This window comes from Bradyrhizobium sp. UFLA05-89 (assembly GCF_059803475.1).
Genome location: NZ_JBANBA010000005.1, coordinates 82,993 through 99,471 on the forward strand (window position 1 = coordinate 82,993; position 16,479 = coordinate 99,471).

Consider the following 16,479-nt stretch of genomic DNA (forward strand, 5'->3'; position numbering starts at 1 on the left):
GTGACCATCCCGGCATTTTTCTCACTCCACCTTGAGCGCTTCGATCGGACTGAGCTTGGAAGCCATGTGGGCGGGATAGAACCCGAAGATCACACCGGTCACGGCTGAAAATCCAACGGCGAGGCCGATCGACTGCATGTCGATCGCAGTGACCCAGCCGGCTATTCGCGCCACCGTCATCGACAGCGTGACGCCGCCGACGACGCCGATGGCGCCGCCAAGAAGACAAAGAACGAGGGCTTCACAAAGAAATTGCAAACGAATATCGCGCATCCGGCCGCCGAGCGCGCGACGAATTCCGATCTCGCGGGTGCGTTCGGTGACGGAAACGATCATGACGTTCATGATACTGATGCCGCCGACGAGGAGCGAGACCGAGGCGATCGCGAACAGCAGCAGCGCCACGGTGCGGATGGCACCTTGTTGCGCCTCCATTGCGGCCGCGGGATCCTGCACCTTGAAATCGTCGGCCTGGCCTGCGGGAATCCTGTGCCGTTGCCGCAGCAGGCCTTCGATCTCGCTGGTCGCGCCCGCCATCTGGGTATCGGAGGCGACCTTGACGAGGATATAGGCGATGGCGTCCCGGTTGATACCGCTCGCGCTGCCGAGAAAGCGCAGCTTGGCGGTGGTCAATGGCACGAAGGCGACATCGTCCTGCGACGGCCCCTTGGGATCGAGCACGCCGATGACTTCGAGCGGGACCTGCATGATTCGGACTTGAGCGCCGATCGGATCGTCGCCCGGCGCGAACAGCTCTTTGGCGGCGGCACTGCCGAGAATGACGACCTTCGCGGCGTTCGCTTCCTCGGCCGCGGAGAAGTATCGACCGGATGACAATTGCCAGTCGCGCACCATGAAGTGCGAAGTGGTGGTGCCGTTGATCGTGGTGTTCCAGTTCTTGGCTTCCCGGATGACCTGCGCGGTGCCTGCAACCGAACCGGCCGCGGTCTGGATCTCCGGAATCTGATCGAGGATCGCCTGCACGTCGCCTTCGGTCATCGTCAGCTTGGTGCCGGCCTTCATGCGAACGGCGCCCTGTTGAATAGCGCCCGGCATGATCATCAGCACGTTGGAGCCGATCGAACGGATCTGCTCCTCGACGCGAAGCTGCGCGCCCTTGCCAATGGCGAAGACGGTGACGATCGAGGCCACGCCGATCACGATACCAAGAATGGTCAGGATGCTGCGCAGCGGGTTCAGGCGCAGCGCGTGAAGGGCGGTCTGAAGGGCCTGATATGCTGTCATGATGCCCAGACCTTGCTCGGCATTGGATCACGCACCTCATCCGCGACAACCTCGCCGTCATGCAGGCGAATGGTTCGTTCACAGCGCGCGGCCACGCTGGAGTCGTGGGTGATCACCACGATGGTCTGGCCGCCGTCATGGAGTGCGTCGAACAGCGCCAGAATCTCGGCGCCGGTCCGGCTGTCCAGCGCGCCGGTCGGTTCGTCCGCGAGTACGATCGCCGGTGAGGCGACGAGCGCCCGCGCGATTGCTACGCGCTGTTGCTCACCGCCGGACAGTTGTCGCGGAAAATGCCGCGCCCGGTGCAGCATGCCGACCGCCTCGAGGCACTCTTCGGCGCGCAGCATCCGCTGCTTGTGGCGGATGCCGCCATAGACGAGCGGCAGCGCTACGTTCTCAACCGCATTGTGCCGCGCGAGCAGATTGTAGGATTGGAACACGAAGCCGATGGAGTGCGCGCGCAGCTCGGACCTGCGGTCATCAGGCAGATCGGCGACGTCGCCGCCCTCCAGGAGGATCGCGCCCTCGCTCGGACGATCGAGCAATCCGATCATGTTCATCAGGGTCGATTTGCCGGACCCGGACGGGCCCATGATGGCAAGACTTTCGCCGCGCCTTATATCGAAGCTGACGTCGCGCACCGCGGTCACTGCGATGCCGTCGGTCCGGTAGGTGCGGCAGACCGATCTGAGGCTTACGAGTGCGGGGTGAGCGGTCATGATCCGAACCTTATTCCAAGCAGTTCCATCCCCGCGGGCCGGATCGCCTGACCGACCGCGACCTGGCTGCCTTCCGTCAGGTCGCCACTCTTGAGCGCGACCTGCTCGGCACCGTCGGTGCCGACCGTGACCGAGATGCGCTTGAGCGAGCCCGATGGCGTGCGCAACCATACGCCGTCCCGGCTTTGGGAAGTGGATGGCTGCGTGCCGCCCGGCTGGAAGCGAAGCGCGGCGACCGGTATCTTCAGGACGTCGTCCTGGCGGTCGACCACGATCTTGACGAGCGCGGTCATGCCGGGAAGCAGCGCGCCGTCGAGGTTGGAGGTCGACAGCACGACGGTATAGGTGACTACGTGCTGCTGCGTCTGCGGCGCCTTGCGGACCTGCCGCACGATCGCTTCGAAGCGCCGGTCGGGATAGGAATCGACCGTGAAGTGCGCCCGTTGGCCGGCGGCGATGCGTCCGATATCCGCCTCATCGACCTGGGCGTGGATCTCCATGTCCTCGAGCCGGTGCGCGACCAGAAAGGCGGTTCGCGCCTCGAGGCCGACCGCGAGCGTCTGGCCCTCGTTGATGAACCGGCCGACGACCACGCCGTCGATCGGAGAGCGGATGATGGTGCGGTCGAGATCGGCCTCGGCAGCGCGGAGGATGGCCTCCTTCTCCGGCACCGCCGTCCTCGCCTGCTGGAGCTCGGCCTCGATCCGGCGCACGTCGGCGGTAGCGCCTTCGACGGCGTAGGCGTTCAGCGTCACGAGGACCTCCGCCTCGCGCTCTTGTGCGAGGCGCGCGGTGAAATCGGTCTGCGCATCCTCGACCGTCGTGGTCGCCACCACGTTCTGCGACTGCAACGCCAATTTGCGCTGGAGTGTCCGCTGTGCTGAGGCCTTGACGGCCTGCGCGCTGTCGAGCTTGGCCGCCAGGACCGCCCTCGTGCCCTTGGCGTTCTCCAGGTCGATCTTGCCGCGGTCGAGCTTGGCCTGCTCCAGCTCGATATTGGCGCGCGCCATCTCGATCGCCGCCTTGGCCTCGTCGACCTTGGCCGCAAAGCTCCGCGGGTCGATCTGTGCCAGCGGCTGATCCTTCCGCACATTGTCGTTGAAGTCGACGTAGACCTTTGAGATCTGCCCCGACAGTTGCGAGCCCACCTCGATCGTCTTCACCGGTTGAAGCGCGCCGGTCACGGTGATCGTCTGCTCGATGCTGCCGCGCTGGATCGAGGCGTAGCGGAACATCGGCGCGTCGGAGCCGAAGGTCGGCGTTTCGCGTATGGTGGGCAGGATGGACCGCGTCGTTGAGTGATAGGCGCGTCCGGCTTCGTTTGCGATCCAGCCGGCGGAAGAGCGCAGGTCGGCGGGATCGATGGCAAAAGCCGCCGCAACCGCGGAGGCGCCACCCAACACAGCGAGGATTGGCACAAAACGCATATTGAAACCCCGGCCTCATTAAAAAGAAGACCGTCAGGCACAATTCGCACCCTCACGCACAGGTAGCAATTCCCGCGCTCTCGCTTGACGGTCCAGCAATATGTCGTCGGTTCTAGGTCCCTGGACGTGTGTGCTCCATGAAACAAACGTCAAGTTGTGAGGCGCCGATCCGCCACTTTTGAGATGATGGATATACTTCGGGATTCGACACGACCTCGGAATCGATCTTTTTCAATCACTAATTGCAAGATGTGCTATAGTGTGGTTGGGGCTTGCGCCGGTAGGGCGCACTGATTTCTGCTCGTGTACGAGAACCCACCATGGGTACATGTGCGACACGGCAGCGGCTTCAGCACATTCGTCGCACGGAAGCTCGGCCTTCCGCATCAGCAGCGCTGCGTCGTGTCAGCGACGATGCTGTGATCTCACGTAAAATCGAAAACAATAATCGCCGTCGAATGCGACGCACGTTTCGGCGCCTGCAGATGCGGCGCGTTGTCATCGATCTGTCGCATCGAAGGGAAGGAGCGCGGGAAGTGTGAACTGGCCCACAGCAATGTCACGCCGCTGCACTAGGATGATTTGCTGATTGCCTGCGAGGGAACCCGGCGCTGATCGGTTCTCACGACAAAAGTTATTGGACGAGGAGACTTTGAGTCATGGCAACGAGTCCTGCAACGATTTATGTGATCGACGACGATGAGCAAATAAGGATCTTGCTTGGAGATCTCTGCCATGATGCCGGACTTGATGTGAAGCTGTTCGGCTCGACCGACGAATTCCTGGCGGAGCAGCTCTCCGATGGTCCGTCGTGCCTGGTGCTCGACGTTCGCTTTCCCGGCACCTCGCCGACCGGGCTCGATCTGCAGCGAACGCTGGCCGACTCCGGAGTCCTGGTTCCGATCGTATTCATCAGCGGCCATCCTGATGTCCGAGTCTCTGTGGAAGCGATGAAGCGCGGCGCGGTGGAATTCCTGCCCAAACCGTTTCGTGAGCAGGAGTTTCTCGACGCGGTGCGGCTCGGCGTCGAGCGCGATCGCAGGCGGCTGGAGCACGACCTCGTCGTGCGCGAGGCCCGACGGCGCTTCGAGGAGCTGACGGTGCGCGAGCGCGACATATTGCTGCTGATGGCGGAGGGGCTGGTCGCCAAGCAGATCGCGGGCAGGCTGAATGTCAGCGAGGTGACGGTGAAGGTGCACCGCGCGCGCATGATGCGGAAGCTGCAGCTGCGCTCACCCATCGAGGTGGTGAGGCTCGTCGACAGCATCAGGCCGAACGTTGCGACGGCACGCCGAGGCACCGTCGTATTGAATGGAGTGGAAGTCGCACGCGTCGCATCTAGTCCGTCCGGACTAGCATGAACCTCAGTCTATCAAGCCCCGCATCGACGGTTCACAGTATCCCGCATGATGTCGCAGAGTTTTGCATACGACATCGCTCACCGCTAACCTTGGCACGAAAGGGATACTCCATGCGCAAGTTGATTCTCGCTTCCGCCGCACTGCTCGCCCTCACCGCCGGCGCCCGCGCCGACAATACCGCGATCACCGCGCAGGTCGGTCTCGTGAACGGCTCCTCTGTGGACCAGCAGGGTCACGTGAACGACAGCTCGACGACCGTTCAGATCGGCATCCTGAATGGTGCGAGCACCATGCAGGGCACGGCCACGCCGGGTGGGTCGCTCAACAACTCCAGCGGCGTGCTCCAGATCGGCGCCGCCAACGCAGCCGTCACCGGACAAGTTGCCACCCACAATAACACCAGCGGCATCTTCCAGTTCTCCGGCGGTCACAACTTCGCCGCCGTTGGGCAGCTCTCTGGCGGCGTCAACCTCAGCACCATCGTGCAGCACTAAGCCAGCCCCGTACCTCCCTGGGCGCGCCACAGCGCGGGCGCGCCCAGGTCTTGCTCGAAGTTATTGCGATCAGCTCGTTGATGAAACAGCGGATCGATCAGTTGATACTGACGGAGGAGTCACATGCGGATCAACTATCTAGTCGCGACGGTCGTCATGCTCGGTGCGTTGACCTCTGTCGAAGCCAAAGCCGACAACACGGCCAGCGTGTTGCAGTTCGGAACGACGAATGTCTCGTCGACAACGCAGACCGGCCCGGTGAACAATACCGCGACCACGCTGCAATTCGGTGCGAACAACCAGGCGACGAGCGTACAGCTGGGATCACTGACCTCGGTCAATTCGGCGACGATTGGACAGGGCGGCACGACGCCCACCGCGACCAACAATGCCGCAGTCGGTCAGTTCGGCGGCTCCAACACGAGCCTGATCGGTCAGATCGGCTTGAACAACACGGCCGTCGTAGGCCAACTCGGAATCCTGAACGGCTCCACCGTCCTGCAGGCAGCTCCGTGATGAGAGGTCGTGCCGAGATCTCGGCCACAAATGTGGAGGCATGTGATGAACAAGCATCTTCTGGTCGCTGCGATGGCAGCTCTCGTCTCCTGTTGCGCAGTGAACGGCCCGGCAAGGGCGCAAAGCGCCGATATCAAGACGATCGTCTCGGTCAACGGGCCGCCTGTCGTCTTGAACCAGAGCAGCCAGACCAACTTGGCCGGCATATTCATGGTTGGTGGCACGACTAGCGCGACCGTCACTCAGAACGGAACCAACAACGCTACGGGCATCCTGCAATTTGGCGGAACGAACTCCGCGTCGGTCGGTCAGGCCGGTGCGAACAACCTGGCCTTCGTCGGACAGTCAGGTCAGTCTGCCAGCAGCGCGATCTCGCAACTGGGCAACATGAATTCTGGTGTCGTTGCCCAGTTCGGTGGAATCAACACCTCGAGCGTCACCCAAACCAGTCCGTGAGATCCGAGCCTCGTTCGGACGTGTCGGGAGAAAGATCTTATGAGATGGCGAAGTCACATTTGGGCGGCGACCGCGGTCGCCGCCACAGTCGCGGCGAGTAGCGCAGCGTCCGCCGGCACGATCAAGACCGGTGTGTCCAACGACAAGATCAGCATCGAGACGGTCTTCGGGTTCGGCAATGATCAGACGCCGGTGGTGGTCGAGGAAAACAGCAGCAAGCTCAACTTCGTGCGGGTGATCGAACTGGGCGGTGCGAGTCAGGTCGGTGCAACGATTATCCAAACCGGTGCGACCAACTATGCTAACGTCATGCAGGCCGGCGCAACGACGAGCGCCGCGATCGGTCAATTTGGCGCGAGCAACACGGCGAACGTCATGCAGATGGGCAATGTCACCAATACGCTGCTCGTGCAGGTTGGCGACATGAACACCGGCGCCGTCAGTCAGGTCGGTCGCTTCAACTGGGCCGCCATCTTCCAATTCGGGCGGTGATCGCAAGAGGCACGCGCATGAAGCTCGTTCTGTTTGCAGTAGGAGTGGTGATGATGGTGTCGGGCGGAACGGGGCCGGCGTCGGCAGGCAACGACGGGGACGGTCATACGACGATCGTGGACGACGCCAACGGCCGGACGGTGATCACCCAAAGCGGAGATCCCGCGCAGGCCGAAGTGCGGGTCGAGAAAGAGCCCGGGCGCACGACTGTCTATCGCAAGAGCGGCGGAAACACCACGGTCGTGACCCAGAGCACGAATCCGGCGGACCTTCCGCCCAATCTGCGTGAATGGTTGCGAAGTCTCTCCGGGCAATGAAGATCGAGGCGTCGCTTTAGAGCATGATGGCAAATGGCTTGCCGACATTCTCCTCGGTGACATGGGCGAAGCGCCGCTGGCCTCGGGCGTTGAAGCGGACGTTCACGATCGGGTCGTGAGTCCTGGAATCGTAGCCCAGTGCGGCGTCGCCGAGGGCGTCGCCTTCGATGCTCATGCGTCCTCTCTTCCGGCAGACGGTGCCTGCCACCAAATCTCAGTCACGACCCCAGTCCCTTGGTCCCCCTGTCGGTTGAGGGGGTTCAATCGCCAAATCACCCCTAGCCCCGAGGCGCAGGCCGCCATCCCATTGATGCCGACCGCCCAACAAAACCGGTCAGATGCATCTCTCTAGGGGCCAGCGGATCGGACAACTGGCGGTGGCGCTGGCCGTTCGGAGGGCATGGACGGCGGCCAAATCATCGATCATTCTGTCAGCTCTTGATCCGCGCGGGCGGATCGAGCCCCGCCTGAAAGCAAACTCAAACAAGGCAGGCGGGCACCAGACATGAGGGAGGACGGACGGAATGGCGGGCATTCACGCGCTCGATCGGATCATCGGCGGGGACTATCCGGAATTGGCCACGGACGAGCAGGTCCGTGCCCTCGAGCGGGTGCCTTACGCGGAGCGCATCGCGGCCGAAAGCACCTATGATGCGATCAGGCTCGGGGCGGCCCGGAATCCCGATGCGCCGGCGATCCAGTTCCTGTCCAATGCCGATCCCGCCGATACGCCGCTGGTCATCTCGCACCGGGATTTCGTCGCGCGCGTCACGCAAGCCGCCAACATGTTTCACGCGCTGGGCGCGGGCAAAGACGATGTCATCAGCTTCATGCTGCCGCTCCTGCCTGACGCTTTCGTGACGCTGTTCGGCGCGGAGGCCACCGGCATTGCCAATCCCGTCAATCCGCTGCTGGAGCCGCATCAGATCGCGGAGATCCTGGAGGCCGCCAACACCACGATCCTGGTCGCGCTCGGACCGATGCCCGGCAACGACATCTGGCACAAGGTCGAGCAGATCCGCCCGTCCTTGAAGCGCCTCAAGGCGATCGTGCAGGTCGGCGGCGGCGGCGATCCCGCGAACGGCATCTTCGCCTTCAACGATCTTATCAAGCAGCAGCCAGCGGACCGGCTCGTCAGCGGCCGCGAGATTTCCGGCAGCGACATCGCCGCCTATTTCCATACCGGCGGCACCACCGGCACGCCAAAGCTCGTGCGCCACACCCACACTAACCAGGTTTATCAGGCCTGGGGGCTCAACCTGCTCCTGAAGTCGAAGCCGGGTGGCAATCTGCTGTTCGGCATGCCGCTGTTTCACGTCGGGGGATCGCTGACGCAGGTGCTGACGACGCTTGCGGGCGGCGGCTGCCTCGTGGTGCTATCGCCGTCCGGCTGGCGCAATCCCAATGCGGTGAAGAACATCTGGCAACTCGTCGAACGCTTCAAGCCGGAGGCGCTGTCGAGCGTGCCGACCGTGCTTGCGGCGACGCTCGGCGTGCCGCCTGATGGTGCCGACATTTCGAGCCTGAAATTTGCCGCCGGCGGCGGCTCGGCGATTCCGGTCGCGGTCGGCTCCGCGATCCAGGACAAGCTGAAGCTCCCGGTGGTCGAGGTCTACGGCATGACCGAGACCTCGAGCGTGCACACCATGGCCTATCCGGACCGCCCCATCCGCCTCGGCTCGGTCGGCCTGCCGATGCCTTACGCTCGCGTGCGCATCGTCAAGCTCGACGCCGAGGGACGGCTCGAGCGCGACTGCGTCGTGGACGAGATCGGTGTGGTGATCATGGCCGGGCCCGGCGTGTTCGGCGGCTATCTCAATGATGCCCACAACACGGGCGCGTTCGTCGACGAGGTCTGGGTCAATTCCGGCGATCTCGGCCGGCTTGATGCGGACGGACATCTCTGGATTACCGGCCGCGCCAAGGACCTCGTGATCCGCGGCGGCCACAACATCGATCCCGCGCCGATCGAGGAGATCATGTTCCAGCATCCGGCCGTCGGCTTTGCCGCCGTGGTCGGCCAGCCCGACGCCTATGCCGGCGAGCTCCCCGTCGGTTACGTGCAGTTGAAGCCCGGTGTCAAGGTCGAGCCGGGCGAGCTGGAGAGCTGGGTACGCGAGCGCACGCCCGAGCGCGCCGCCGTGCCCGTGCAGATCATTGCGATCGATCCGATGCCCGTCACCGGCGTCGGCAAGGTGTTCAAGCCGCAACTGCGCTGGGACGCGGCCCAGCGCGTGTTTGCCAAGGTGCTCACCCCGCTCACGGAGACGGGCATCGATTGCAGGGTGAAGGTCGGCGCGCATGGCAGCCACGGCTCGATTGCGACGGTGACGATTGCGAATGTGCCGGAAGCCAGGCGCGAAGAGGTTGCAGGCGAGGTCCACAAGCTGCTTGACCCGTTCGTGATACGGCATGAGGTGGTGCACGCGTAGGCTTCATCTCGCCAGGAAGGCCGCCTCAATGAGCTGAGGTCCCGGGGGCTTACGAGCTCCACAATCGACGCGACTATCCGAACCTTGGGAAGAGATCGGGCGACGAAACCTTTGTCGGGCAATGGTGTCCTGGCACCCCGCCTTGCGGGCAACGGTTTCTTTCAGGGATCAACGGATGTCGCCGCTGAAATACCATCGCGATCTGACGCACTGGACCGAATTCGTGCGTCTTGCGCAGGGGCGCGTTTATGGAAAGTGGATGCGACTCGCGCTCCTTGCGGCCGGCGCCTTGCCGATGCTGCTTGGCATCGCCGCCTCGGCGCTGTGGCCGGGATCGGTCGACACGACCTCCGTGCTGTTCGGCATCCTGAGCACACTCGTGGTCATCGGCATGCTGTCGCGGCTGGGACTTCGCCACCACGTCAAGGACGCCGGCTGGGTTCTCGGCAATCGCGAGATCACCGTAACCGAGCAGGGCTTCGTCGACGCCGGCAACGGCACCGTGCTCAGCGTGGACTGGCCGGCGATCGAAGGCGTGAGCGTCGCCAGAAACATCATCGTTCTCTGGATGGACCGCGCCGCGGGGGTCTTCATCCCCCGCATCGCCTTCCACTCCGACGACGAAGAGCGCAGCTTCGTCGAGTTTGCCGGCAAGCGGGCCGGAGCTGCGTGACGGGCTGGAGCGGTTTAGCCCGCGGGCATCGTCTTCTCGATCAGGCGCACCCAATAGGACGCGCCGTGGCCGAGAATGTTGTCGTTGAAGACGTAAGCAGGATGGTGGCACTCGTTGCCGTCGCCCATGCCGACGAGGATCATCGCGCCGGGGCGCGCTTCCAGCATGAAGGAGAAGTCCTCGGCGCCCATCATCGGAATGAATTTCTCGTTGACGCGATCGGCACCGGCAATCTCGCGGGCGACCTCGGCGGCAACGCCGGCTTCGCGCGCGTGGTTCATCGTCACCGGATACATGCGGGAGTATTTTGTCTCGGCCGATCCGCCATAGGCGCGCGCCACGCTGTCGGCGACCTCGCCGATGCGGCGCTCGACGAGATCGCGCACTTCGGGATCGAGCGTGCGCACGGTGCCGCTGAGCTCGGCGACCTCCGGGATGATGTTGAACGCCGTGCCGGCGTGAAATTGCGTGATCGAGACGACGGCGGATTTCAGCGGGTCGACGTTGCGCGCGACGATCGATTGCAGCGCGTTGACGATCTGCGATCCGATCAGGACGCTGTCGATCGACTTGTGCGGGCCGGCACCGGCATGGCCGCCCTTGCCGTGAACGGTGATCTGGATGTTGTCGGAGGAGGCGAGCATCGCGCCCGGCGTCGTTGCGAAATGGCCCTCGGGCAGGCCCGGCATGTTGTGCATGCCGTAGACCTCCTGGATGCTCCAGCGGGTCATCAGGCCATCGTCGACCATCGCCTTGCCGCCGCCGCCACCTTCTTCCGCGGGCTGGAAGATCACAACCGCGGTGCCGTCGAAATTGCGCGTCTCGGCGAGATACTTTGCCGCACCCAGCAGCATCGCAGTGTGCCCGTCATGGCCGCAGGCGTGCATTTTGCCGGGGACTTTCGAGGCATAAGGCACACCCGACGTTTCCATGATCGGCAGCGCGTCCATGTCGGCGCGCAGGCCGATCGTCCTTCCCGATCCGCTCTTGCGGCCACGGATCACGCCGACCACGCCGGTGCGGCCGATGCCGGTCACCACCTCGTCGCAGCCAAACGCGCGCAGCTTGTCGGCAACGATGCCGGCGGTGCGGTGCACCTCGTAGAGCAGCTCCGGGTTCTCATGGAAGTCATGGCGCCAGGCGGCCATTTCGTCGGAGAGTGCGGCGACGCGGTTGATGACGGGCATGGGGGCTCCGTTTCTCGTTAGGTTGCCGAGGATATCGTCATTGCGGGGCGATGCGAAGCATCGAACCCGGAATCTGGAGATTGTGGCGCGAGATTCCGGGTTCACGCGGAGCCTGTCATCGGGCCGGGCTTTGCCCGGACCCGGTGGCGTGCCCCGGAATGACGGGAGAGTTCAGCTCTCCCCGAACACGCGCCTGAAGATCGTGTCGACGTGCTTGAGGTGATAGCCGAGGTCGAACTGCTCCTCGATCTCGGCGTCACTGAGATATTTCTTCACCTCGGCGTCCTTCTTTAGCAGCTGCAAAAAGTCGCCTTCGCCGCGCCAGACCGGCATGGCATTGCGCTGCACGAGCTTGTAGGCATCCTCGCGGCTCGCGCCCTTCTGCGTCAGTGCCAGCAGCACGCGCTGCGAATGCACGAGGCCGCCGAGGCGGTCGAGGTTCTTCTGCATGTTGGCGGGATAGACAAGGAGCTTGTCGACCAGGCCGGCCAGGCGCACCAGCGCGAAGTCGAGCGTGACCGTCGCATCAGGGCCCATCATGCGCTCGGCGGAGGAGTGCGAGATGTCGCGCTCGTGCCAGAGCACGACGTTTTCCAGCGCCGGCGTCACATAGGCGCGCACCATGCGCGACAGACCGGTGAGGTTTTCCGACAGCACCGGGTTGCGCTTGTGCGGCATCGCGGAGGAACCCTTCTGGCCTTCCGAGAAGAACTCCTCGGCTTCCAGCACTTCGGTGCGCTGAAGGTGGCGGATTTCCACCGCGAGACGCTCCACGGAGGAGGCGATCACGCCAAGGGTCGCAAAATACATCGCGTGGCGATCGCGCGGGATCACTTGCGTCGAGATCGGCTCCGGCGTCAGCCCTATGGCCTTCGCAACGTGCTCTTCGACGCGCGGATCGATCTGGGCGAAGGTGCCGACGGCGCCCGAGATGGCGCAGGTCGCGACTTCCTTTCGCGCCGCGATCAGGCGTTCCTTGGCGCGCGAGAACTCGGCATAGGCGAAGGCGAGCTTGAGGCCGAACGTCACTGGCTCGGCATGGATGCCGTGGGAGCGGCCGATGGTCGGCGTCATCTTGTGCTCGAAGGCGCGCTTTTTCAACGCGGCCAGCACCTTGTCGAGATCGGCGAGCAGGAGATCGGCGGCGCGGGTGAGCTGGACGTTGAGGCAGGTGTCGAGCACGTCGGAGGAGGTCATCCCCTGGTGCACGAACCGCGCTTCGGGGCCGACGATCTCGGCGAGGTGGGTGAGGAAGGCGATGACGTCGTGCTTGGTTTCGCGCTCGATCTCGTCGATGCGGGCGACGTCGAAGGTGGCGTTGCGAGCCTTGTCCCAGACCGTCTTGGCGGCCTGCTTCGGGATCGTGCCGAGCTCGGCGAGCGCATCCGCCGCATGCGCCTCGATCTCGAACCAGATCTTGAACCGCGTCTGCGGCTCCCAGATCGAGGCCATTTCCGGGCGGGTGTAACGGGGGATCATCGCTAGACTCCAGGTGGGGCGGGGCGCGCCCGCGGGCGCGGACTCCGGCCAAAATGTCTTTTACGCCGCGATTTAGCAGAGCGGGGGGAGCGAAACAAACGGCTCGGCTCCTCAAAGGGGGGATTTGCCCGGCGTTTTCGTGGATCTGTCAATCACGAAAAACTGAATGACAGATATTGAAATCTGTCAGCGAGACATGTATATCGGTGTTCGGACGCTCCGATTGGGCGTCCCGCGGCTCCGCCCCGGGGCCCGGGTCCGAAACAAACGGACCCATGGGCCGTAACCAAGAGGGTGGGTCGCGGACGAAGTGGAGACTTACGACAATGACGACCGAAATCATCAATATCGCCGGGCAGATTGGGCACTGGCTCAATGTGCTGGTGGCGCGCCAGATCGCGGCGCAGGCTGCAAAACTGCCGCATTAAGGCAAGAGCTTTCCGAACGACCGGCACGGCCGCTTCGGAATGCGGCCTGATCGCCGGGTGAATGGCCCCTCTCACGGGAACATGGTGCTGGCATGAACGAAGCCGTTGTCTTGACGCCGGAGCGCATTCTCGAAGTCACAGAGGACGTGCTCAGGCGCTATGGGCTTGCCAAGGCCACCGTGGTCGACGTTGCCCGCGCGCTCGATGTGAGCCATGGCAGCGTCTATCGCCATTTTCCGAGCAAGGCCTCGCTGCGCGAGGCCGTCGCCAAGCGCTGGCTCGAGCGCATGGATGCGCCGCTGCGCAAGATCGCGCAGGATACGGGGCCCGCGCCGGCGCGGCTCGAGGCCTGGCTGCGGACGTTGTTCGCCGCCAAGCGCGAGCGCGTGTGCGACGATCCCGAGATGTTCCAGACCTATCTGACGCTCGCGCGTGAAGCCTGCGCGGCGGTGAAATGCCACAAGGACGGCCTGGTCGAGCAGATGTCGGCGATCCTGTCCGACGGCGTGAAGCAAGGCCTGTTCGACGTTGCCGACACCAATGTCACCGCGCGCGCAATCTTCGATGCGACCAGCCGCTATCACCATCCCGCCCACGCCGACGAGTGGAAGGACGCCGATCTGCCAGCCCGCGTCGATGCGACGCTGACCCTGTTGCTGCGCGGGTTGAAGGCGTAAGGACGCCCCTTCACCCTCTCATTCTGACGTACAAGAGCCGTGGCTTCTCACCCTCTGGCCTTGTGGGCGAGCGGGCCGTCGCGAAGCAAAAGCGGATGAGGGGCCTTTTTCCGCGGGTGGATGGCGGCGTCGGCCGACGGCACAACCGGCGGGCTCTCCGGATACGGATTGATCTCGATTTCGACGACGTCCCTTGACCGCTTTCGAAGGCGGTAGAAGGTAAGCTCTTGTTCGAGCATGGGGCAGCGAAAGCCGACCGCAGCCGTATCCGGCAGGCGGCAGAGCTCGTCGATAAGTTCGCCTACGGTGATGATCGGGGGATGGGCGCTTCTCTTATGATTAGCCTTACTCATGGCGTTACTCCTCCACTGCATTACTAACCGGAGCTGAGGGCTCTCAGTTCCGCTGGAGCGACGCTCAACGATCTCCATGCGTCAGCATTGCTGCTAGATCCGCATCAGCCCGCAATTCGCCGCAAGCCGCACGAGCTGCGCATCCGTACGCGCGCCCGTCTTGGTCTTGATCAGATAATGGTAGTTCTGCACGGTCTTCACACTGAGATTGAGATGCGCCGCGATCTGCTCGGTGGTAGCGCCGCTGACGAGCTGACGCAAAATCTCGATTTCGCGCTCGCCCAGCTGATCGAGCGCCGAGCCAGTCGGTGACAGGCTCTCCTCGGCCAGAACATGGGCGATGTCGTCGCTCATGGCGCGCTCGCCGCGGGCAACCGCGCGGACGGCTGCAACGACTGCGGCGGGCTCGCTGCTCTTGGTGACGAAACCGCATGCGCCGGCGCCAAAGGCAGCTTTCACCAGCACGGCTTCGTTGTGCATGGTGAAAACGAGAATGCGCGCGCGGGGATTGCGCGCGCGGATGTTGCGGATGGCTTCAAGGCCGCTCGCGCCGGGCATTGAAATGTCGAGCACGATGACGTCGGGATCATGCGTCTTGAAGGCGCCGTATGCGTCCGCGGCATTGTCGGCTTCGGCGACGACATGCAGATCGCCCTGGCTTTCCAGGACGCGGCGATAGCCTTGCCGGACGATCGGATGATCGTCGACCAGCAGCACCGAGATACCCTTTGCCGCCACCTCCGTCATGTCAGCCTCATGCGGCCAGCGGAATGGTCGCCGCCACGCTCAGCCCGCGATTGGCGCGCGCGATCGACAGCGAACCGCCGGCGGCCGCGACGCGCTCGCGGATGCCGGTCAGCCCGAAGCCGGCCGACTGTGACACCCGATCTGCATCGCCGCCCCCGTCATCCTCGACGCGGATCAGCAGCGCGTCGTCGTCGCCGGCGCGCCGCTCGATCCGCAGGTTGATCTCACGCGCCGCGCTGTGGCGCAGCGCATTGGTCAGGCATTCCTGGGCGACGCGGTAGGCGGTGGTTGCCGCCGTGCCGCTGACGTCCGCAAGGTTGCCCTTGAGGTCGAGCTGGATCGTCGGCTGTATTGCGATCTGCGAGCGCCAGCTATCGACGAGATTGACGAGGCTCGCCTCGAGCCCCAGCTCCTCCGGTAACGGATTGCGCAGCCGTTTCAGAGTGTCGCGGAGCGATGCCATGATGCGATGCGTAGCCTGCGAGATCATGCGTGCATCCTGCGCGATGCCGCTTGCATTCGTCTCCTTCGCGCTCGCCGTCCCAGTCTCAATGGTGCTGGCGAAGGCGAGGATGGCGGAGAGATTTTGCCCGAACTCGTCATGCAGCTCGCGGGCGAGCGCGCGCCGCTCGTCGTCGCGGATCTCGAGCAGGCGCCGGGTCAGCGTCGCGCGTTGCTCGGTCGCTTCCTCGAGCCGCCCGCCCAGCTCGCCGACGGCCTTGCCGATCATCGCAAGCTCCATGGAGCGGAAGCGCGGCAGCGACGTGCGGTACTGCCCGCGCGCCATCCTTTGCAAGGCGGTCACGATCGAGCGGGCTGGTGCAAGCGTATGTGCGATCGCGAGCGAGGCCAGCAGCGCAATCGCTGCCGACATCAAGAGCGCGACATCGATCACGTTGAGAATGTACTCCCAGGCGAGTGAGATTGCCGCAGCCTGATCAGGCGTCGCCACGACCGTACCGGCAGCGGCCGCGCGCGGGCTCACCGGCCGCACCACCTCGGCATGACTGCCGAGGAGGGTCGGGACCAGGGATGCGAACCAGCGCGGCGGGGTCCGGCCGATCCCCTGGCTCTGGCCGCACAGCGGCTTCTCGAATGCGGCCGCGGGCTGGAACTGCACGCAGACGCCCGGCGCAATCAGCTTCATCGTCTCGAGCGTGCGCCAGTCCGGAACCGGTACGAGATGCTCGCGCATCCTGTTGCTGCGCAGCAAGAACTCGCGCCAGTACAGCGCCTCCAGCGCTTGCGCAACGCGCTGGGCGGAGGCGGCAGTGGCGCGATCGACGCTGCGATAGGCATCAAAAGTCGCCCAGACCGTCGCGGCGGTCAGGCACAGCGCAACGATGACAAGCAAACGGGCGACGAGCTGAAGCACGAGGCGCATGCGATCACCCCCAACGTTTGGTAGGGTCACGATAACAACGCCGTCGCACCTTGCCAATCGCGGCCGACATCGGGCGATGCTGCTCGGGAAAA

General features: G+C 64.1%; 18 protein-coding genes. 9 read left to right on the forward strand and 9 right to left on the reverse strand.

The window, feature by feature from the left end; all coding sequences use genetic code 11:
- Positions 1–21: 21 nt before the first annotated feature.
- The 3 genes from SO139_RS04465 to SO139_RS04475 are packed head-to-tail and all read right to left on the reverse strand — an operon-like array spanning position 22 to position 3,391.
- A complete protein-coding gene (locus SO139_RS04465; RefSeq protein WP_449377170.1) occupies positions 22–1,245 on the reverse strand; it encodes an ABC transporter permease in 1,224 nt (407 codons plus the stop codon).
- Positions 1,242–1,964 carry an ABC transporter ATP-binding protein gene (locus tag SO139_RS04470; protein ID WP_498539710.1) on the reverse strand — a complete coding sequence of 241 codons (723 nt, stop codon included), beginning with the start codon at positions 1,962–1,964 and terminating at the stop codon, positions 1,242–1,244. The genes SO139_RS04465 and SO139_RS04470 overlap by 4 nt, the downstream gene beginning before the upstream one ends.
- Positions 1,961–3,391, reverse strand: a complete 1,431-nt coding sequence (locus SO139_RS04475; protein ID WP_498539711.1) for an efflux RND transporter periplasmic adaptor subunit — start codon at positions 3,389–3,391, stop codon at positions 1,961–1,963. Before SO139_RS04475 ends, SO139_RS04470 begins: the two co-directional genes overlap by 4 nt.
- 659 nt (positions 3,392–4,050) lie before the next feature.
- Between SO139_RS04475 and SO139_RS04480 the strand changes: the two genes are divergently transcribed.
- The 6 genes from SO139_RS04480 (at position 4,051) to SO139_RS04505 (ending at position 7,027) form a co-directional block, all read left to right on the forward strand.
- Positions 4,051–4,752, forward strand: coding sequence for a response regulator transcription factor (locus SO139_RS04480; protein ID WP_498539712.1), 702 nt, complete (start codon positions 4,051–4,053; stop codon positions 4,750–4,752).
- A gap of 110 nt (positions 4,753–4,862) precedes the next feature.
- A complete protein-coding gene (locus tag SO139_RS04485; protein ID WP_449377174.1) occupies positions 4,863–5,246 on the forward strand; it encodes a curlin subunit CsgB in 384 nt (127 codons plus the stop codon).
- Between the two features lie 123 nt (positions 5,247–5,369).
- Entirely contained in the window at positions 5,370–5,762 is a 393-nt protein-coding gene (locus tag SO139_RS04490) for a curlin (RefSeq protein ID WP_449377175.1), read from the forward strand.
- Positions 5,763–5,807: 45 nt separating this feature from the next.
- Complete coding sequence (locus tag SO139_RS04495) at positions 5,808–6,218, forward strand: curlin (RefSeq protein WP_498539713.1); 411 nt, start codon at positions 5,808–5,810, stop codon at positions 6,216–6,218.
- A gap of 132 nt (positions 6,219–6,350) precedes the next feature.
- On the forward strand, positions 6,351–6,710 hold the full coding sequence (locus SO139_RS04500) for a curlin (RefSeq protein ID WP_498539714.1): 360 nt from the start codon (positions 6,351–6,353) through the stop codon (positions 6,708–6,710).
- Between the two features lie 17 nt (positions 6,711–6,727).
- Positions 6,728–7,027, forward strand: a complete 300-nt coding sequence (locus SO139_RS04505) for a hypothetical protein (protein ID WP_498539715.1) — start codon at positions 6,728–6,730, stop codon at positions 7,025–7,027.
- A 16-nt stretch (positions 7,028–7,043) separates the two neighbouring features.
- Here SO139_RS04505 and SO139_RS04510 read toward each other — a convergent pair whose 3' ends face one another.
- On the reverse strand, positions 7,044–7,202 hold the full coding sequence (locus SO139_RS04510) for a SecDF P1 head subdomain-containing protein (RefSeq protein WP_449377179.1): 159 nt from the start codon (positions 7,200–7,202) through the stop codon (positions 7,044–7,046).
- 349 nt (positions 7,203–7,551) lie between these two features.
- Between SO139_RS04510 and SO139_RS04515 the strand changes: the two genes are divergently transcribed.
- Together SO139_RS04515 and SO139_RS04520 are read left to right on the forward strand one after the other, a co-directional pair.
- A complete protein-coding gene (locus SO139_RS04515) occupies positions 7,552–9,459 on the forward strand; it encodes an acyl-CoA synthetase (RefSeq protein ID WP_498539716.1) in 1,908 nt (635 codons plus the stop codon).
- A 175-nt stretch (positions 9,460–9,634) separates the two neighbouring features.
- Positions 9,635–10,132, forward strand: coding sequence for a YcxB family protein (locus SO139_RS04520; RefSeq protein ID WP_449377181.1), 498 nt, complete (start codon positions 9,635–9,637; stop codon positions 10,130–10,132).
- A gap of 14 nt (positions 10,133–10,146) precedes the next feature.
- On the opposite strand, the gene SO139_RS04525 is transcribed toward SO139_RS04520, so the two are convergent.
- Both SO139_RS04525 and purB read right to left on the reverse strand, forming a co-directional pair.
- Positions 10,147–11,319, reverse strand: a complete 1,173-nt coding sequence (locus SO139_RS04525) for a M20 aminoacylase family protein (RefSeq protein WP_498539717.1) — start codon at positions 11,317–11,319, stop codon at positions 10,147–10,149.
- 171 nt (positions 11,320–11,490) lie between these two features.
- A complete protein-coding gene (gene purB, locus SO139_RS04530) occupies positions 11,491–12,798 on the reverse strand; it encodes an adenylosuccinate lyase (protein WP_498539718.1) in 1,308 nt (435 codons plus the stop codon).
- 520 nt (positions 12,799–13,318) lie between these two features.
- Between purB and SO139_RS04535 the strand changes: the two genes are divergently transcribed.
- Positions 13,319–13,903: a TetR/AcrR family transcriptional regulator gene (locus tag SO139_RS04535; protein WP_449377184.1), complete on the forward strand. Its 585-nt coding sequence runs from the start codon at positions 13,319–13,321 to the stop codon at positions 13,901–13,903.
- Between the two features lie 47 nt (positions 13,904–13,950).
- Here the strand turns inward: SO139_RS04535 and SO139_RS04540 are convergent, their stop codons facing one another.
- The 3 genes from SO139_RS04540 to SO139_RS04550 all read right to left on the reverse strand — a co-directional run bounded on the left by SO139_RS04540 (position 13,951) and on the right by SO139_RS04550 (position 16,387).
- Complete coding sequence (locus SO139_RS04540) at positions 13,951–14,256, reverse strand: hypothetical protein (protein ID WP_498539719.1); 306 nt, start codon at positions 14,254–14,256, stop codon at positions 13,951–13,953.
- A 93-nt stretch (positions 14,257–14,349) separates the two neighbouring features.
- Entirely contained in the window at positions 14,350–15,003 is a 654-nt protein-coding gene (locus SO139_RS04545) for a response regulator (protein WP_498539720.1), read from the reverse strand.
- Between the two features lie 7 nt (positions 15,004–15,010).
- On the reverse strand, positions 15,011–16,387 hold the full coding sequence (locus tag SO139_RS04550; RefSeq protein WP_449377187.1) for a sensor histidine kinase: 1,377 nt from the start codon (positions 16,385–16,387) through the stop codon (positions 15,011–15,013).
- Between the last annotated feature and the right edge of the window lie 92 nt (positions 16,388–16,479).

Bases quoted from the DNA above. Each gene is read 5' to 3' on its own strand.
- SO139_RS04465 (WP_449377170.1), bottom strand. From the start codon at position 1,245: ATGACAGCATATCAGGCCCTTCAGACCGCCCTTCACGCGCTGCGCCTG.
- SO139_RS04470 (WP_498539710.1), bottom strand. From the start codon at position 1,964: ATGACCGCTCACCCCGCACTCGTAAGCCTCAGATCGGTCTGCCGCACC.
- SO139_RS04475 (WP_498539711.1), bottom strand. From the start codon at position 3,391: ATGCGTTTTGTGCCAATCCTCGCTGTGTTGGGTGGCGCCTCCGCGGTT.
- SO139_RS04480 (WP_498539712.1), top strand. From the start codon at position 4,051: ATGGCAACGAGTCCTGCAACGATTTATGTGATCGACGACGATGAGCAA.
- SO139_RS04485 (WP_449377174.1), top strand. From the start codon at position 4,863: ATGCGCAAGTTGATTCTCGCTTCCGCCGCACTGCTCGCCCTCACCGCC.
- SO139_RS04490 (WP_449377175.1), top strand. From the start codon at position 5,370: ATGCGGATCAACTATCTAGTCGCGACGGTCGTCATGCTCGGTGCGTTG.
- SO139_RS04495 (WP_498539713.1), top strand. From the start codon at position 5,808: ATGAACAAGCATCTTCTGGTCGCTGCGATGGCAGCTCTCGTCTCCTGT.
- SO139_RS04505 (WP_498539715.1), top strand. From the start codon at position 6,728: ATGAAGCTCGTTCTGTTTGCAGTAGGAGTGGTGATGATGGTGTCGGGC.
- SO139_RS04510 (WP_449377179.1), bottom strand. From the start codon at position 7,202: ATGAGCATCGAAGGCGACGCCCTCGGCGACGCCGCACTGGGCTACGAT.
- SO139_RS04515 (WP_498539716.1), top strand. From the start codon at position 7,552: ATGGCGGGCATTCACGCGCTCGATCGGATCATCGGCGGGGACTATCCG.
- SO139_RS04520 (WP_449377181.1), top strand. From the start codon at position 9,635: ATGTCGCCGCTGAAATACCATCGCGATCTGACGCACTGGACCGAATTC.
- SO139_RS04525 (WP_498539717.1), bottom strand. From the start codon at position 11,319: ATGCCCGTCATCAACCGCGTCGCCGCACTCTCCGACGAAATGGCCGCC.
- purB (WP_498539718.1), bottom strand. From the start codon at position 12,798: ATGATCCCCCGTTACACCCGCCCGGAAATGGCCTCGATCTGGGAGCCG.
- SO139_RS04535 (WP_449377184.1), top strand. From the start codon at position 13,319: ATGAACGAAGCCGTTGTCTTGACGCCGGAGCGCATTCTCGAAGTCACA.
- SO139_RS04540 (WP_498539719.1), bottom strand. From the start codon at position 14,256: ATGAGTAAGGCTAATCATAAGAGAAGCGCCCATCCCCCGATCATCACC.
- SO139_RS04545 (WP_498539720.1), bottom strand. From the start codon at position 15,003: ATGACGGAGGTGGCGGCAAAGGGTATCTCGGTGCTGCTGGTCGACGAT.
- SO139_RS04550 (WP_449377187.1), bottom strand. From the start codon at position 16,387: ATGCGCCTCGTGCTTCAGCTCGTCGCCCGTTTGCTTGTCATCGTTGCG.